Source organism: Bacillus sp. z33 (assembly GCF_058313615.1).
The window spans coordinates 1058212-1075845 of record NZ_JBZFQN010000001.1; the positions used below are offsets into that span (position 1 = coordinate 1058212).

General features: G+C 38.5%; 19 protein-coding genes. 4 read left to right on the forward strand and 15 right to left on the reverse strand.

What is annotated here, in order from left to right:
- Positions 1–134: 134 nt before the first annotated feature.
- On the forward strand, positions 135–1076 hold the full coding sequence (locus AC4G3L_RS05000) for a 4-hydroxy-3-methylbut-2-enyl diphosphate reductase (RefSeq protein WP_491075869.1): 942 nt from the start codon (positions 135–137) through the stop codon (positions 1074–1076).
- Positions 1077–1428: 352 nt separating this feature from the next.
- Here the strand turns inward: AC4G3L_RS05000 and AC4G3L_RS05005 are convergent, their stop codons facing one another.
- A complete protein-coding gene (locus AC4G3L_RS05005; RefSeq protein ID WP_491075870.1) occupies positions 1429–2550 on the reverse strand; it encodes a Nif3-like dinuclear metal center hexameric protein in 1122 nt (373 codons plus the stop codon).
- Positions 2550–3257 (reverse strand): tRNA (adenine(22)-N(1))-methyltransferase, encoded by a 708-nt coding sequence (locus tag AC4G3L_RS05010; protein WP_491075871.1) that lies wholly within the window; start codon positions 3255–3257, stop codon positions 2550–2552. The genes AC4G3L_RS05005 and AC4G3L_RS05010 overlap by 1 nt, the downstream gene beginning before the upstream one ends.
- Before the next feature lie 200 nt (positions 3258–3457).
- Here AC4G3L_RS05010 and AC4G3L_RS05015 point away from each other — a divergent pair, with 200 nt between their 5' ends.
- From AC4G3L_RS05015 to AC4G3L_RS05025, 3 genes are read left to right on the forward strand one after another with little or no spacing between them, the layout of a single operon-like run.
- Positions 3458–4261, forward strand: a complete 804-nt coding sequence (locus AC4G3L_RS05015; RefSeq protein WP_491075872.1) for a GDSL-type esterase/lipase family protein — start codon at positions 3458–3460, stop codon at positions 4259–4261.
- A gap of 3 nt (positions 4262–4264) precedes the next feature.
- Positions 4265–5194 (forward strand): ABC transporter ATP-binding protein, encoded by a 930-nt coding sequence (locus tag AC4G3L_RS05020; RefSeq protein ID WP_491075873.1) that lies wholly within the window; start codon positions 4265–4267, stop codon positions 5192–5194.
- Positions 5178–6170, forward strand: a complete 993-nt coding sequence (locus tag AC4G3L_RS05025) for an ABC transporter permease (RefSeq protein WP_491075874.1) — start codon at positions 5178–5180, stop codon at positions 6168–6170. Before AC4G3L_RS05020 ends, AC4G3L_RS05025 begins: the two co-directional genes overlap by 17 nt.
- A 39-nt stretch (positions 6171–6209) precedes the next feature.
- Here the strand turns inward: AC4G3L_RS05025 and cccA are convergent, their stop codons facing one another.
- From cccA to ybeY, 13 genes are all read right to left on the reverse strand, one after another.
- Positions 6210–6566, reverse strand: coding sequence for a cytochrome c550 (gene cccA / locus AC4G3L_RS05030; protein WP_491075875.1), 357 nt, complete (start codon positions 6564–6566; stop codon positions 6210–6212).
- A gap of 328 nt (positions 6567–6894) precedes the next feature.
- Positions 6895–8028 (reverse strand): RNA polymerase sigma factor RpoD, encoded by a 1134-nt coding sequence (gene rpoD / locus AC4G3L_RS05035; RefSeq protein WP_491075876.1) that lies wholly within the window; start codon positions 8026–8028, stop codon positions 6895–6897.
- Between the two features lie 37 nt (positions 8029–8065).
- On the reverse strand, positions 8066–9883 hold the full coding sequence (gene dnaG / locus AC4G3L_RS05040; RefSeq protein WP_491075877.1) for a DNA primase: 1818 nt from the start codon (positions 9881–9883) through the stop codon (positions 8066–8068).
- 41 nt (positions 9884–9924) lie between these two features.
- Positions 9925–10095 carry a DUF188 domain-containing protein gene (locus AC4G3L_RS05045; RefSeq protein ID WP_491075878.1) on the reverse strand — a complete coding sequence of 57 codons (171 nt, stop codon included), beginning with the start codon at positions 10093–10095 and terminating at the stop codon, positions 9925–9927.
- Positions 10070–10420, reverse strand: a complete 351-nt coding sequence (locus tag AC4G3L_RS05050) for a DUF188 domain-containing protein (protein WP_491075879.1) — start codon at positions 10418–10420, stop codon at positions 10070–10072. Before AC4G3L_RS05050 ends, AC4G3L_RS05045 begins: the two co-directional genes overlap by 26 nt.
- A 244-nt stretch (positions 10421–10664) precedes the next feature.
- Positions 10665–11471, reverse strand: a complete 807-nt coding sequence (locus tag AC4G3L_RS05055; protein WP_491075880.1) for a pyruvate, water dikinase regulatory protein — start codon at positions 11469–11471, stop codon at positions 10665–10667.
- Between the two features lie 44 nt (positions 11472–11515).
- Positions 11516–12151 carry a transcriptional regulator CcpN gene (ccpN, locus tag AC4G3L_RS05060; RefSeq protein WP_491075881.1) on the reverse strand — a complete coding sequence of 212 codons (636 nt, stop codon included), beginning with the start codon at positions 12149–12151 and terminating at the stop codon, positions 11516–11518.
- A gap of 140 nt (positions 12152–12291) precedes the next feature.
- Positions 12292–13674 carry a glycine--tRNA ligase gene (locus tag AC4G3L_RS05065; RefSeq protein ID WP_491075882.1) on the reverse strand — a complete coding sequence of 461 codons (1383 nt, stop codon included), beginning with the start codon at positions 13672–13674 and terminating at the stop codon, positions 12292–12294.
- Between the two features lie 294 nt (positions 13675–13968).
- Entirely contained in the window at positions 13969–14721 is a 753-nt protein-coding gene (recO, locus tag AC4G3L_RS05070) for a DNA repair protein RecO (protein ID WP_491075883.1), read from the reverse strand.
- A gap of 30 nt (positions 14722–14751) precedes the next feature.
- Positions 14752–14895 (reverse strand): YqzL family protein, encoded by a 144-nt coding sequence (locus AC4G3L_RS05075; protein WP_491075884.1) that lies wholly within the window; start codon positions 14893–14895, stop codon positions 14752–14754.
- Between the two features lie 658 nt (positions 14896–15553).
- The gene (gene era / locus AC4G3L_RS05080) at positions 15554–16474 is read right to left on the reverse strand and encodes a GTPase Era (protein WP_491075885.1); all 921 of its coding nucleotides are present in this window, start codon (positions 16472–16474) and stop codon (positions 15554–15556) included.
- 313 nt (positions 16475–16787) lie between these two features.
- On the reverse strand, positions 16788–17171 hold the full coding sequence (locus AC4G3L_RS05085; RefSeq protein WP_491075886.1) for a diacylglycerol kinase family protein: 384 nt from the start codon (positions 17169–17171) through the stop codon (positions 16788–16790).
- Positions 17155–17625 (reverse strand): rRNA maturation RNase YbeY, encoded by a 471-nt coding sequence (gene ybeY, locus AC4G3L_RS05090; RefSeq protein WP_491075887.1) that lies wholly within the window; start codon positions 17623–17625, stop codon positions 17155–17157. The genes AC4G3L_RS05085 and ybeY overlap by 17 nt, the downstream gene beginning before the upstream one ends.
- Positions 17626–17634: the final 9 nt, after the last annotated feature.

Genomic DNA, 17634 nt, shown 5'->3' on the forward strand with positions numbered 1-17634 from the left:
TAAAAAAGGAGCGCTTTTTTACATAGGAGATTTCCTGATGATTTCTTTTTGTAAGTTTTAAAGTCCTCGCTTATAATATAAGAAACACTCCATCTGTCAAACAGACAAGGAGCAAGGAGGCTTTTTTTTAATCAATGAAAGTAGTTAAAATTTCCCCAAGAGGATATTGTTACGGCGTTGTGGATGCGATGGTTATCGCAAGAAATGCCGCTTTAGATAAAACTTTGCCCCGCCCTATTTATATTTTGGGCATGATTGTCCATAATCAGCATGTTACAGAAGCATTTGAACAAGAAGGGATTATTACGCTTGACGGTAGAGACCGTAAAGAAATCATTGAGAAGGTTGATTCCGGCACTGTCATCTTTACTGCACATGGTATATCTCCTGAAGTAAGAGAAATTGCGAAACAAAAGGGCCTTGTAACGATTGACGCAACCTGCCCGGACGTTACAGCTACTCATAATTTAATTGAAGAAAAAGAAAAAGAGGGCTATGATATCATTTATATCGGCAAGAAAGGACATCCCGAGCCTGAAGGCGCTGTTGGCGTAGCTCCCGACATTGTGCATCTCATTGAGTCCAAACAAGATATCGATGATCTTAACATTAATAACGAGAAAATCATTGTGACCAATCAAACGACCATGAGTCAATGGGATGTTGCAGACTTAATAGAAGAAGTGAAGAAAAAATACCCTGCAGCTGAAATCCATAAAGAAATTTGTATGGCTACTCAAGTACGTCAAGAAGCTGTAGCTGAGCAGGCAAAAGATTTGGATGTTCTGATTGTGGTTGGGGATCCCAAGAGCAATAACTCCAACAGATTAGCACAGGTATCTGAAGAAATCGCCCATACTAAAGCCTATCGGATTGCTGATGTCAGTGAGTTAGAAATAGACTGGATCAAGGATGCTCAAGTAGTCGGTGTAACAGCAGGTGCTTCCACACCCACTCCTATTACTAAAGAAGTCATTGCATTTTTGGATCAATTCGATCCTGCTGCCCCATCAACATGGGCAACTGAAAAGAAAGTACCTCTTTCCAAAATATTGCCTAAAGTAAAAGTGAAATAAAGATTATTTGGGAAAAGATTATGAAATGAAAAGAGTTTAAAAAAGTTGCCAGCAGACCAGCAGGCAACTTTTTTTGACTCTTATTTTATTAATGGAGAATTCGGTTTTGTTAATCTAGCTTCAGGGCTTAACCGCTCGAGTCATAAGTGTAGCTGCTGCGGGAGAAAAAAGCGTTCTCCCTACGCACCTCCTCTTATGCTTGTCGCGGCTGACCAAGGCCCTTCAGCTTTTTAGTCAATCCAGCTTCAGGGCCTAGGAGCTCAGGACATAAGCAAAGCCACTGCGGGGGAAGTTCATCCCCTACGTGCCTTTGTCTTATGCTCCTCGCTCCTGACCAAGGCCCTTCAGCTTTTTAGATTACCTGAAATGGGTTTGTATCAACTTTGGATGGGATGAATTCTATTTCAAAGCCAGAATCTTTGCATAGGGCTGCCATCTTATTTGAAACGCCCTGCTTCATAATTTTTTCTACATTATGACCAGGATCAATGATATTCATGCCTTCCTGCTTAAAGTCAACCGCTGTATGGTAATAAATATCACCGGTAATAAAGACATCTGCACCGGCAAATTGTGCTGTTCTGACAAATTTATCACCATCTCCGCCTAGCACAGCCACCTTTTCCACTGAGGCATCGAGATCTCCCACGACGCGAACTGAAGCCACATCCAGTGCCTGTTTGACATGCTCTGCATATTCTCTTAAAGACATAGCCTCTGAGATAGTACCAACTCGACCTAGCCCAAATTCCTTACCTGTCTTGTTTTCAAGAGTATACAAATCGTAAGCGACTTCTTCATATGGATGAGCTTTCAGCATTGCTTTCACTACTTTGGTTACAGTAGGTTCCGGTACAATAACTTCTATCTTCACTTCTTCTACATGTTCAAATTCTCCTGAGGATCCAATATACGGATCCGCCTCTTGATCAGGCTTAAATCTACCTGTACCTGACAATGTAAAACTGCAATGGCTGTAATTGCCCAAATTGCCCGCACCCGCTCGTCCTAATGCTTCACGCACTTCAGATTCAGCTGAAGTAGGTGCATATACAGCTAGTTTGTAAAGTTTTTCTCGATGAGTCCCCTTCAAAATAGAAGTATTCTCAAGTCCCAACGCATCGGCCAGCATATCATTGACGCCGCCCTCCGCAATGTCAAGATTCGTATGCGCTGCATAAAGAGCAATATCATTTTTAATTAATTTTTCAATTGTTCTTCCAGCCGGCTGATCAGGGGTGATTTTTTTTAATGGGCGAAAAATCAACGGATGATGTGCAATAATTAAATCCACACCTTTATGTACAGCTTCATCCACCACTTCTTCGGTTACATCCAGTGCCACCATAACTTTCTTTACTTTCTTGCTAAGACTGCCGACCTGCAACCCGATTGGGTCTCCTTCTTCAGCTAAATATTTAGGGGAATAGCCTTCAAAAAGCTGGATGACTTCATAACCATTTGGTGTTTTCATTATTGAAGCGCCTCCTCTACCAACTCTATTGATTTTTGAATTTCTTCTTTCTTTTCCTGAGTCTTTTCGTTTTCACTGGACTCTATTTGTTTCAAAATCTTATTCCAATGCTTTAACTCCATTGTCCACTTTTTCATAAAGATTGAATTCTTTTCTTTTAATAAAAATGGCCCCATTAATTCTGCTGCTTCAAAAGGCAATCCTCGGTAAGACTTCAATGGCTCTCCTTTTTCAGCTACTAAAATTTCATATATTTTTCCGTCCTCTTCCAGGATTTCTTCCGCTTTCAATTCCCACCCCTCGGCTATCAGCCATTTTCGTATAAACTGAGCTCCAATATTGGGTTGTAGAATTAACGTCTCTCTCCCTGATAGTTTAGATTTTCCATTTTCTAAAATACTTGTTATTAAAGAACCGCCCATTCCGCATATCGTAATAGCTGTTACTTCTCCAGGAGATATAACTTCCAGACCATTTCCTTTACGAACAGATATAGAGTCTTCTAGCTGAGATTCCCTCACTTGGCTTAATGCAGATTGAAAAGGACCTTCCACTACTTCTCCTGCAATGGCTTTTTGTACGATTCCTTCTTTAACTGCATAACAAGGCAAATAGGCATGATCAGATCCTATATCAGCCAAAACACTGCCCTTTGGGACATAGGAGGTTACTCGCGTTAATCTTTTTGATAATTTATCTACATTCATTACTTCATACTCCACTCTTAATAGGAATTCATTTATTACCTTAGTATAAAAAAACTCATCCCCTAATGCAAAGGACTTTCTTCAGTATACATTTTTCAGCCAAATTTCTCCTCCTTGTCACAATATTTTGGTTTAATAGAGATAGGAACGTGAAAACTGAAACTAGATCAACTCTAAACTATAGTAAAGCAGGTGGATAAATGAAAAAAAAGTGGATAACCGTCACAATTCTTGTCATTAGTTTACTGACAACGTTTCTATTACTCGCTGGCTTTATTCAGGGTACCAGAGCAGTTATAAATCCAAAGGAGATTAATCAATATAAAATGGAAAAAGAGAAAGAGCCGCTCACTAAAAAAGATACCGAAAAATTGTCTATTGTAGCTCTGGGCGATTCTTTAACTCGCGGAGTTGGCGATGATAGTGGCGATGGCTATGTAAAAAGATTAACCGCCAGATTAACAGGGGACTATGATCAGAAGATTAGTTTGTCCAACCTCTCGGTCAGCGGAGCTAAAACAACCGATTTACTAACCATTCTTAATACTTCAGGTACCAAGCATACAGTTAAGAACGCTGATTTAGTAGTTATGACAATCGGAGGAAATGATCTCTTTCCCGGTGTTGAAACATTAACGACTAACCTAACTGAATATACACCAGATACAAATACTTTTATTAATAATAGCAAGAAAATTATCGAGATAATCCGCTCTTATAATACGGATGTACCCATCTATTGGATCAGTCTGTACAATCCCTTTGAAGAATTTAAGGAATTAGGGGATACCTCAAAATTTGTTATTGATTGGAACCACCAATTGCAAACACTGGCTACTCAATACCCAGACATACATATCATTCCAGTCTTTGACTTATTTCAGGGCCAAGGAAAAAACTTTTTGTACACAGATCACTTCCATCCTAATAAAAAAGGATATGAAGCTATTTCGGAACGGTTGATCCAGTCCATAGCAAGTCAACAACAGTTGGGAGGGGATTGATATATGAGTCAACCTGTATTGAAAGTCGATCATTTAACCAAAGTCATTAAAGGTAATCACCTTGTTGAAGATATCAGCTTTGAAGTGGATCATGGAGAGGTTTTTGGTTTTTTAGGGCCAAACGGTGCGGGTAAGACAACTACCATCCGAATGCTTGTCGGTTTAATTAAACCAACACGAGGGACCATTACAATTGGAGGTTACAACCTACGAACATCATTTAAGAAAGCTATGCGCCAGGTAGGCTCCATTGTTGAAAATCCGGAACTCTATACGTATCTGACAGGCTGGGAAAACCTGAAACAGTTTGCCCGTATGCTCGGAGATATCCCTGATAACAGAATAGAGGATATTATCCGGCAGGTAAATCTTGAAAGCAGAATACATGACAAAGTTAAAACCTATTCCCTTGGAATGAAGCAGCGCCTTGGAATCGCACAGGCCTTACTTGGAAATCCACAATTATTGATACTGGATGAACCTACTAACGGACTTGATCCAGCAGGAATTCGTGAATTACGTGAGTTTGTTCGAAACTTGGTACAAACAAAGGAAATCAGTGTATTTATTTCCAGTCACTTATTAAGCGAAATTCAATTAATGTGTGACCGAGTAGCGATTATCAATACTGGTAAAATGATTACCATCTCAAGCGTTAGCGATTTGCTTGACCATTCCAGAGACAGAGTTGAGTGGAGGGTTACACCCCTTGAAAAAGCATTCGAATTATTAAAAACGAAAGAACATATTCATGATTTGCAAATAAAAGATGATTTAGTAGTCTGCAGCTTACCAGCGGATTTTATCAGTACATATAATCGATTTTTAAACGAAAATGGGATTAATGTACATTCCGTATATGAAAAAACGTTAACCTTAGAGGATCTATTTATGGAGCTGACAGGGGGGAACAACCATGATAGAGTTCGGTAAACTCGTATTTAATGAAGCAGAAAAAATAATTAAAAAGCGGCGTATTGCGGTCATCATCTTAATCCTGCTTGTTCTAATTCCAATTTTCCTCTATGCGCAAAATCAACAGACAAAAGAAACCGAGAAACGGATGGGAACCGATGACTGGCGCGTTGTTCTTCAGCAGAGAATTGTCGAAGGTCAGAATCGCCTAAGCAGTACCGGGATATCTGAGGAATGGAAGCATTATTTAAGTATCCAGGTTAAACAGCAGCAATACTATTTAGAACATGATATCAATCCCAGCTCTCCGGGAGCTCCCACGTTTGTAAGAGAATTTTTGAAACAGGGGATTGGCATGTTTATACCTTTACTCGTCATGATTATAGCGATTGATATAATCAGTGGGGAGCGCAGTGACGGTACAATAAAATTATTGCTGACTCGGCCTGTGAAAAGGTGGAAGATTCTTTTAAGTAAATATGTTACACTTTTGTTATTTATTTCATTAATCGTCTTAATTGTTATTGCCCTATCTTATTTTTTGGCTGGGATATTCTTTAGTTTCTCAGGTTGGAAATTACCAATTGCAACGGGGTTCGAATATGTTAATGGCAATTTAATCACCGATTCAATCCGACTTATACCACAATGGCAATATATTTTAATGTCAGCAGGACTAGTGTGGTATGTCAGCGTGATCGTCGGAACAATTGCTTTTATGGTCTCTATACTGATTCGTAACACGCCGGGAGGTATGGGCGTAATGTTTGCCTCCCTCATAGCAGGGGCTATTTTAAAAGGATTTGCGACAGCCTGGGACGGAGCAAAATATATTTACAGTGTGAATCTGGAATTGATCGACTATCTTTCAGGCAGTATGCCTATGATTGATGGGATGACATTGCCTTTCTCCCTTTCCATTTTAGCCTTATGGGGACTTGGAGCTCTTCTTATTTCCTTTATCGTGTTTACAAGACAGGATATGCTTAGCTGATACATAGAAAAACCCATTGCTTAGGCAATGGGTTTTTTCCTATTTTAAGCCTGCTATAAAATCGACCATATCGTCGACCTTATCTTCCGGTACAAGTCCGCCAGGCATCATTCCTTTACCGTTCTCGATACGATCTTTAATGTGTTCTTTGTCCGTTACCCCTATTAATTTAGGACCAGCTGCACCTTCATAATTACCGCCATGGCACGAAGCACATTGTTGCTTATAAATATCTTCCGGTTTATCAGAACTTGCTGTTTCTTCTGTTTTTCCGCCGCCTTCTTTTTCTTTAGCCATTTTATCAGCATCCCCAAGACCTTTAAGTGATAAGAAAAAGACTAGTGTAATACCCAGTACCATAATTAAAATATATGGCATAAATGCATTGTTTTTCATAGTAGTTCCCCTCCCCTATGTAAGTACTAATTTAACCATCATCTTACATTTACCCTTCTTCATTTTACTGTAAAAACCAATTTTGGAAAAGTTATAACTTTTATTTTCTTCAATTTTTTCCTTACTTTATACAGTTCAGACCCAAAATTCGCGATAATTCATCCAATCCGTAAGTTTTAGTTTTTCTTTCATGCTCAAGTAAATCATTTTTTTATTTCCTAAATATGTACCCTATTCTTTGTCTTTTTCTAAAATACATTTAATATAAAAACAGCTTCACCCCAGATACCTGGGTGAAGCTGTTTTTTTAAACTATTTATGGTATATTCTATTCTAAGAAATCCTTAAGACGCTTACTGCGGCTCGGATGACGCAATTTACGCAAAGCTTTCGCTTCAATTTGTCGAATTCGCTCACGTGTTACACCAAATACTTTCCCTACCTCTTCTAACGTACGGGTTCTGCCATCATCCAACCCAAAACGTAATCGAAGTACATTTTCTTCACGGTCTGTTAAAGTATCTAATACATCTTCCAGCTGTTCTTTTAATAATTCATATGCTGCATGATCAGAAGGAGATGTAGCATCTTGATCTTCAATAAAATCACCCAGGTGAGAATCATCTTCTTCACCAATTGGCGTTTCCAAGGATACAGGTTCTTGAGCAATTTTAAGAATTTCACGGACTTTTTCCGGTGTTAAATCCATCTCTTCAGCTATCTCTTCGGGAGATGGTTCACGTCCCAAATCCTGAAGGAGTTGTCTTTGGACACGGATTAGTTTATTAATGGTTTCTACCATATGCACAGGAATACGGATGGTTCTGGCTTGGTCAGCAATGGCACGGGTGATAGCTTGTCTGATCCACCACGTTGCATACGTACTGAATTTAAACCCTTTACGATGATCAAACTTCTCAACTGCTTTAATTAATCCCATGTTCCCTTCCTGAATCAAATCAAGGAACAACATGCCGCGGCCTACGTATCTTTTAGCGATACTGACAACTAGACGAAGGTTTGCTTCAGCCAGACGTCTTTTTGCTTCTTCATCGCCTTCTTCAATACGCTCTGCCAAGACAATCTCTTCTTCTGCCGATAATAAATCAACACGGCCGATTTCTTTCAGGTACATGCGTACAGGATCGTTAATTTTTACACCTGGAGGAACGCTTAAATCGTTCAAGTCAAACTCTTCTTCTTTTTCGAGTTCCTGAGTTCCCGGGTTATCATCATCACTTTCATTTACTATATCAATACCCTGCTCACCAAGATATTCATAAAATTCATCCATTTGTTCTGAATCAAGTACGAAACTGGAAAGCCTTTCTGCTACATCCTCATAAGTTAGCCTGCTGCGTTTCTTCCCAAGCTCTGTAATAAATTCTTTCACCTGGTCTAATGTCATTTCTGTGTTGCTTTCTACTTCTTTTTCTTTGGAACGTGCTGACTTTTCAGCCATTTGTTCCCCTCCTTCTCAATCCACTTCTTATTTCACATCATAAAGAATTTCTTAACGAAATGAGCTCGATACCCAATTCAACAGCACGTTTTGTGTCCTGTCTTCTTGTAGCCTCGAGTTGTTCCGCCTCCTTTTCTTTAATGATTAGCATTTTTTGATATCTGTTAATTTGGTGGATATAATCATATAGTTCCTGTTCGCTCGGATCGTGATTATAAGTCATCATTTCAATTTCAGTTACAATCTTACGCAAATTCGGATCTGGTAGGAAATGAAGAAACAAACTTGTATCCGCTTCATGATCTTCCTCATAAAAAGCGAATAAATACGTAATGATTGCCTGGTGATCATCCACAACCATTTGATTTTCTCCAAGTAATTTTTGAATACGAAATGCAAGATCACGATCATGAAGCATTAAGGCAAGCAATGTTTCCTCCGCTTTTATATAAGCAGGTTTCATCCGATTATCTCTACGCATGGTTGGTAATGTTTGCTTTTGAGCATTCGGATTGGGAGAGTTTTTTGCCTTTTTATTATATTTACCCACTTTGCTCTGTTGATTAAGCAAAGAATCAAGAGAAAGTGTAAAATCAGTAGCAATTTGCCTTAGATAGAATTCCCTTTCCACTTCACTATCAAGTTTTGCAGTTTCACGAAGGACAAGATCGATATAGTCCATCTTATCCCCTTCGTTTGCAAAGTTTTTCCCTCTTTTATGGTATATCATTTTAAAAGAGATATACGTATGTGCGGCCCCTATTATATCATTTTGGAATTTTTCCTCTCCAAATTCCCTGATATAGTCATCGGGATCATATCCATTTGGCATGATTGCGATTTTTACCTGACAGCCGCTTTCCCGGATCAAATCAGCTGTTTTATTTGCTGCCTCTATTCCTGGTGCATCCGAATCATAACAAACGATAATGGTATCTGTACTTCGTTTAAGCAATTGGAGATGCTGTTCAGTTAAGGCCGTTCCCATTGTTGCTACACCGTTATGAACACCTGCACGATCGGCAGATATACAATCAGCGAATCCTTCAAACAAGATTGCTGCCTCTTTCTTTCGTATAAAGGGACGAGCAAGATGATAGTTGTATACTATTTTGCTCTTGTTAAAAAGAGGTGTCTCGGGACTATTTAAATACTTTGGTTCATCTCCGGCTGCAAGAGCCCTTCCAGAAAAAGCGATTGTTTTACCTTGCCTATCAAAAATTGGAAACATAATTCTGTTTCTAAATCGATCAAAATATTTTTGTCCGTCTTCCTTTTTGACCAGCAAACCTGCTTTTTCCATGCGCTCGATAGAGAAGTTTCGCTTCTTTAGGAAATTATGCACATAATCCCAGGAATCGAGTGAATAACCTATTTGGAACTTTTCTATTGATTCCACCGTAAATCCGCGGCTCAACAGATATTCAAGAGCTTCCTGACCCTGTTTTGTATTTACGAGCAAATGGTGGTAAAATTTCCTTAAAAGCTCATGCGCTTCCTTCATATCATCCAGTTCATGGCGAGGCTTTGTCCCATCCGGAGATTCATTTTCATGTACATCCAGAGGTATACCAGCCCTCTCAGCCAAACTTTTTGCAGCTTCTGTGAAGGAATATCCTTCTATGTCCATTAAAAATGTAAAGACATTCCCTCCGGCACCACACCCAAAGCAATGGAAGATTTGCTTATCTGGGGCTACAGAAAATGATGGACTGTTTTCATTATGAAATGGACATAGACCAAAGTAATTTCGACCTTGTTTTTTTAACTGAACATATTCACCAACGATATCAGCGATATCATTTTTAGTGCGAATTTCGTTCACTGTTTCATCTGGAATTAATTGGTTTTTCAAGTTTTAGCACCTATTTCATAATAAGCATGAATAACTTAATTCTATATCGGTCCCTGAAATCCTTCAATTTTCGACAATATTTTTTTTAATGTCTCCGAAAACTTCATTTTATCCGGTTTTTTTAGTTTTTTTGGTCCTTTATCATATTTACCAGATCTTCTTGCTTTAGCATTCAGGTGCCGGGTTTCAAGAAATAAATGAATCAATTTCATTTTCTGTTATCTCTATTCCCCTTGAAGTTAAAACATAAGCATACTTAGCAAGACATCCTGCTGCCAGTCCTATATCTTCAGTAATAACAATATCATGCCGCTTTAAATGATTTAATATATATAAATCCGCTGCATCTCTTCCCGGTTCTACCCACTTCCAGGTAACATCAGGATAACGATCTGTAGTATTTGTATAGGCTGCCACAAAGTTAATCTCAACTTCATATGGTTCGCATACGCTCAAAACCTCTTCTTTAACCGGGCAGGCATCCGCATCTACAAAAACCGTTAAACGACTCTTCTTTTGTATTTCTACATCTCTCATCTTAATCCTTCTTTTTTCTAGACTGATTATACGTTTGTCGAATTATTTTTTTTAGGACTTCTTGACTTTTTGTTATTTAAAAGCTTATTCTAGTTTATTCCTTAATAAATAACTCTAAACCTGATGAAAGGTATTTTATCACAATTTTTTATTATAGAATAAATCTTGTCAAATTGCTACACTTTTCACTCGCATAACGGAATTTATATTTCTCATGTAAAAAACATGCTTCCGCATGCTCTTTTTATCGCTGTTTATTAATGATATTCACGATAATATTTGCTGTTTCTTCGACTGCCTTATTGGTCACATCAATGATCGGGCAATTCAGCTTTTTAACAATTGATTCAAAGTATGCTAATTCTTCTTTTATGCGATCCAGATTCGCGTATACCGCACTATCGTTCAGTCCTAAAGACTTTAAACGCTCTTTTCTTATATTGTTCAATTTTTCACTGCTAATTTGTAACCCAATGCATTTATTAGGGTTTATCTGAAATAGTTCTTCCGGAGGTTCAACTTCTGGGACAAGCGGGACATTCGCCACCTTAAATCGCTTATGTGCCAAAAATTGAGATAAAGGAGTTTTTGAGGTTCTTGACACACCTAATAGCACAATATCAGCCTTGATAATTCCCTTTGGATCTCTTCCATCATCATATTTTACAGCAAACTCAATCGCCTCTACTCGCTTAAAATAATTTTCATCTAACTTCCTTACCAGTCCAGGTTCATTTAACGCTTGCTCGCCAAACTTATTTTCAAGTGTATCAATAAAAGGACCGATGATATCAAAAGCAACTACATTTTTTTCTATCGATTTTTTAGCCATATACTCTCGGATTTCCGGCTTTACCAAAGTATAAGCTATGGCTGCATTATCCATTTCCGCCAAGTTTACAACCTCATCAATCGTAGAAATATCTTCCACAAATGGAATTCGTTTAAGCGTTATATTTAAAGTGCTAAATTGACTCACTGCAGCCTTTGTCACAAGGTCAGCTGTTTCTCCCACTGAATCCGAAACCACGTATATGATAGATTGATTCATTGTCTCCTCCAATAATGAATAATTTCTCTTTAATCTAAAATTGGTTAATGATCGTCTCGAGCCAAACCAACAAACGCCTTTGTAATGTTTGTTTTGGTTAATCTCCCTATGACTTCAAAACCCTTTGGACTTTTTTTGACAACCGGAAGGGCATCTATTTGCTTATCAATTAACTTCTCAGCCACATCAATTAGCAAATCTTCTTTCGTACATACTGTAATATTAGGCATCCGTGTCATAATAATATGTACTGGTATACTGCTTAATTCCTGTTGACCAAGACTAGCTCTTAACAAGTCTTTTCTGGAAAGTACACCTACTAGGAGCGATTCTTTATCCACTACAAATAATGTACCCACATCTTCCAAAAACATTGTGCATATCGCATCATACACAGATACCCCTTCACTGATGACTATCGGAATTGATTGATAATCTCCAACGAATAGTTTTTTCAGATTATCAGTTAGCAGCTGTGTTTCCGTCCTGCCTGTATAGAAATATCCCACACGCGGTCTGGCATCCAAATAACCGGCCATTGTCAGAATCGCTAAGTCCGGGCGTAAGGTTGCACGTGTTAAATTTAATTGATCAGCAATATGCTCGCCTGTAATAGGTCCGTTATCCTTAACAATTTGGAGGATTTGTTCTTGTCTTTTGCTTAGTTCGATCTTACTCACCACCCTAAAGTGCCCTTATACAGAATTATATATAAAGTTTATTATAAACTATTTATCCATGAAGTGTAATAAATCATATTAATTTAAAATAGCCTGCCCAATAAGTGAACACTGCATTCCCTCATTGAGCAAGCTTTAGATTAAAATTTAATTTTTGATTGTAAAAAGGCTGGAAGTTCTTCGATACTGATACGCGTTTGCTCCATCGTATCACGGTCACGTACGGTTACTTGGTTATCCTCTACTGAATCAAAATCATATGTGATACAGAAAGGTGTACCAATCTCATCATGACGGCGGTAACGTTTCCCAATGGAACCAGCTTCATCATAGTCCACCATGAAATCCTCAGAGAGTTTGGCAAAGACCTCTTTTGCTCCTTCAGAAAGCTTTTTGGATAACGGAAGAACGGCAGCTTTAAATGGTGCCAAAGCCGGGTGAAGATGCATAACTGTACGGGATGTACCATCTTCAAGCTGTTCTTCTTCATAGGCATCAATTAAATAAGCCAATGTTACCCGGTCCGCTCCCAAAGAAGGCTCTATGCAATAAGGAATATATTTTTCATTCGTTTCAGGATCCAAATAATTGAAGTCTTCTCCTGAATACTCCATATGTCGCTTTAAATCGAAGTCCGTACGGGATGCAATGCCCCAAAGCTCTCCCCAACCAAATGGGAATTTATATTCAAAGTCAGTCGTTGCATTGCTATAATGAGAAAGTTCTTCCTCTTCATGGTCACGAAGTCGGAAATTTTCTTTTTTCATTCCTAATGATAGCAACCATTTTTCTGCGTAATCTTTCCAATATTGGAACCATTCCAATTCAGAACCTGGTTTACAGAAAAACTCCAATTCCATTTGTTCAAATTCACGAGTACGGAAAGTAAAATTCCCTGGTGTAATTTCATTACGGAAGCTCTTACCAACTTGGGCAATTCCAAAAGGTAATTTCTTTCTCATTGTACGTTGTACATTCTTAAAGTTAACAAAAATACCTTGCGCCGTTTCTGGACGGAGAAAAATTTCATTTGTACTGGATTCAGTTACACCTTGGAATGTTTTGAACATAAGATTAAATTGTCTAATTTCCGTAAAATCCTTTGCTCCGCAATCAGGACACGCAATATCATTCTCTTGGATTAGTTCTTGCATTTTGTCAAAAGATAATCCATCAACAATCATTTCTGTGCCCTTAGCCTGCAAAGCATCCTCTATCAATTTATCCGCACGATGACGAGCTTTACATTTCTTACAATCAATCATCGGATCATTAAAGTTTCCAATATGACCGGAAGCCTCCCACGTACGCGGATTCATTAAAATAGCAGAATCAAGACCCACATTGTATGGAGATTCTTGAATAAACTTTTTCCACCATGCTTTTTTAATATTATTTTTTACTTCTACTCCAAGAGGACCGTAATCCCAAGTATTCGCAAGACCTCCATAGATCTCGGAGCCAGGGAAAATGAATCCTCTATGTTTTGCGTGCGACACAATTTGATCCATTGATACTGTCATATTCTTATCTCTCCTTTATACAAATTAAAAAACTCCCATCCCTATGCTATTGAAGCATAGGGACGAGAGTTTACCCGCGGTTCCACCCTATTTGCCGGATTTCCGGCCACTTTGCAATGTGTTACTCCAGACTGCCTTCTTTGGTTGATATGTTCCGGCTTACACCATCCCCAGACTCGCTTAGCATATCTTAATCCAAATACTACTTTCCTTCACAGTAACTACATATTAATTTATCTCACATTCTATACAATAACGACCTTCATTGTCAATACAATCACCTAAAGTATATGTTTAAATATTTCCTCTGAATTTATTCATTTGGTTTATAAAACGCTTGGCTTTTAATTCAACACCTAAATATTCACCATAGTAATTATCAAGGACATTCCTGATTTCTTGTTTGGTCTCATCTTTTAACGAAATCGTACCAAGTCGATTTAAATCCATATAAAATAAAACTCGCAAAATCCGAGCAACAGCCGGTGATATCTTGATTTTATAAGGATCGATATGATCACATCTATGACACAACAGGCCACCTTCTTTTACAGAAAAGGAGAATGTTCCATCTTGTGCCCCGCAATTTACACAACGGTTTAATTCAGGAGCAAATCCAAAAACGTTCAACATTTTCAGTTCAACTATATTCATGATAATTTCTGGATCGTATTCTTCATTAATATAGTGGAGCGATAGATAAAAAAGGTCATACAAAGATGAATGAGGTTTTCTCTCTTCTGTTCCTTTATCCAGTAATTCAGCAATAAAAGCTGCATAAGCAGTTAAGAATATATCCTCACGAATCGAACGGAAAGAATCAATAGTTTCCGCCTGTTGTAATTGACCCAGTCCACGGCTTCCTAAAAATAAATATGTACCATAATGGAACACCTGAGTGACGGCTGAAAAGCGACTGTTTGGCTTTTTCGCTCCTCTTGCCATCACCCCGATTTTCCCAAACTCTCTGGTATACAACGTAATAATTTTATTTGTCTCACCATAATCAGTACTGCGAATGACTATTCCTTCGCATTTTGTCAGCACGTCACTCACTCCAATATGACGGCAAGTTTATTAATTTATAGGGATTTCTACTTCTTTGTATTCCTCTTTAATCACTTCAGATTGACCTTCATCCTGTCTTTCAAGTTCCTTAAAAAGAAGATAAGTATCCACACTGCCGGTCTGTCTAAAAACATTCCAGGTAAAGTTAATCATACTTATACCACCTTTCGTTGATAGAGACTTCTTTCGTCTCTTATCTACGATTAGTTTCACCAACCCGAATAAAATCATGTGATTAAATATTTACTAATTTGATTTCCCCTCATTGCCGAATAAAATTATTTTTTACAAATACAGCCTACAGGATGCAGGTCGGTCATGAAGACGTTGCACACTATTGTGGCGCATTTAGTCTTCATTCCTTGATACAGTCGTCTCAGCTTTAGTAAACGAGCTTCAGCGGCTAGAAGCTCAGGACATAAGCCAAGCCTCTATGGGAGAAAAACACTCCCTCCAAGCCTTCGTCTTATGCTCCTCGCTTCTGGGCAAGCCGCTTCAGCATCTTATTTAATCGAGCTTCTGGGCCTAGGAGCTCGAGTCATAAGCAAATACTCTACGGGAGAAAAACCCTCCCTCCGAGTATTTGTCTTATGCTTGTCGCGGGCCTACACGATGTAGGTCATGAAGACGTTGCACACGACGTGGCGCATTTAGTCTTCGTTCCTTGAAGCAAAGCCATCCTGCCCTTTATGCAATTGAGCTTCGACTCCTAGCTCCTCGAGGTCATAAGTGTAGCCACTGCGGGAGGGAAGATCACCTCCCTACGTGCCTCCTCTTATGCTTGTCGGAGCTGAACAGTCGTCTCAGCATCTTAATAATCATCTTCCCTAAATCCGATATCTCTTAGATGGGAGGCTTTATTTCTCCAGTCTTTTTGGACTTTTACCCATAGTTCGAGGAATACTTTTGAGCCGAGAAGATTTTCGATGTCGGTGCGTGCGCGTTGTCCGATTTCTTTAAGCATTGCACCTTTTTTGCCAATAATGATTCCTTTTTGAGAATCACGTTCGACAATAACGGTTGCCATAATGTGAACGGTTTCCGATTTTTCTTTACGCTCAATTTTATCGATCATAACTGCTAAGGAATGAGGTACTTCTTCTCTTGTTAGATGCAGTGCTTTTTCACGAATCATTTCAGAAATAATGAATCGTTCAGGATGATCCGTTACTTGATCAGCTGGATAATAGTGGGGTCCCTCTGGTAAATAAGCATTTATTTGCTTTAATAATGTTTCTATGTTATTTCCCTCGAGAGCGGAAATCGGTACAATTTCTGCAAAGTCATATTTTTCTTTATACGAATCAATAATTTTAAATAATTCATCGGGATGAATGAGGTCAATTTTATTAATAACAAGGAAAACAGGTGTTTTATAGGATTTTAACTTTTCAATAATAAATTCCTCACCGCGTCCGAAACCTTCTTCCGCATTTACCATAAAGAGGATGGCGTCAACTTCCTGCAAGGCATTAGAAGCTACCTTCATCATAAAATCACCAAGCTTATGCTTTGGTTTATGAATTCCGGGTGTATCAATAAATACGATTTGACTGTCATTCGTTGTCAATACGCCTTGAACTTTATTGCGCGTGGTTTGAGGCTTATCACTCATAATCGCAATTTTTTGCCCAATGACCTGATTGATAAAGGTTGATTTTCCTACATTCGGTCTCCCTATTATAGAGACAAATCCTGATTTAAATTGTTGATTATTGGTTGTATTAGTCATGTAAATCCTCCGGTGTAAAGGCTTCAGGTAGCGCTCCTTGAACTGTCGTTTCCACTGTATACTTTTTATGGTTATTAAATAACAGGCATATCATCTGCCAAGCGAAAACGGAAGTTCTGTATCAGCCACTACCGCCAATTATTTTTTATTTGATTATCCATGAGAAAAAGCCAAAAAGCTGCGGTATCTTGAAATAAAATCCCAGCCCCCATCAAAAGAGTAAAATGGAGATACCGTGCATATTCTGTTTCACACACTCTTTTTACTCATACATTAAAACCTGATTATCCATATATTACTTTCTCTTCTTCATTTAAACAAGCATGCTCCAAATCTTTGGCAAAAAAATAACGAGGCCAATGATAGCAGAAAATATAGCATACACCAATACCGCTCCGGCGGCTAAATCCTTTGCTTTTTTTGCGAGAGGATGATACTCTCCTGTCACAAGGTCAACCACCTTTTCGATAGCTGTATTAATAAGTTCGAGTACCAGCATACCAGCAATCGCCATGAGCACAAATAACCATTCTATCTGACTAATTGAGAAGTAAAAAGCCGCTATACAAACGATGATAGCGGCAGCCAGATGGAACTTGAAATTAGCTTCTTTTTTTGCTCCATATAAAACACCCTGCCAGGCATAAGAAAAACTTTTAAAAAAACGATATGTTGTTTTCTTATCTTGAGAGCCCATACTGATCCAATAATTCTTTTTGTCGTGTAAACATTACTTTTTCGTCTTCCTCATTCATATGGTCATATCCTAGCAAGTGAAGAAATCCGTGGATCGCTAAAAACCCAAGTTCCCGTTCATATGAGTGGCCATACTCATCAGCCTGCTCCTTTGTACGGTCAATCGAAATAATAATGTCTCCAAGGACTGCTGGTACGTCCTGGCCTTTGATTTCGATTTCTCCCTCTCCCATTTCCTCCATCGCAAATGAAATAACATCAGTCGGAGCATCTTTTTGACGATATTCTTTATTAATTTCATGGATACGTTCGTTACCTACAAATGTTACAGAGACTTCACTGCCCTCTTTCACCTTTTCCTGAATGGCTGCAAAGTCAAGCAGTTTTGTGACAAGCTCTTGTTGTTCCGCAGTTACTTGTTCCGTTTCATCTAAAATATCAATAGTTAAAATCAATTCATTCAC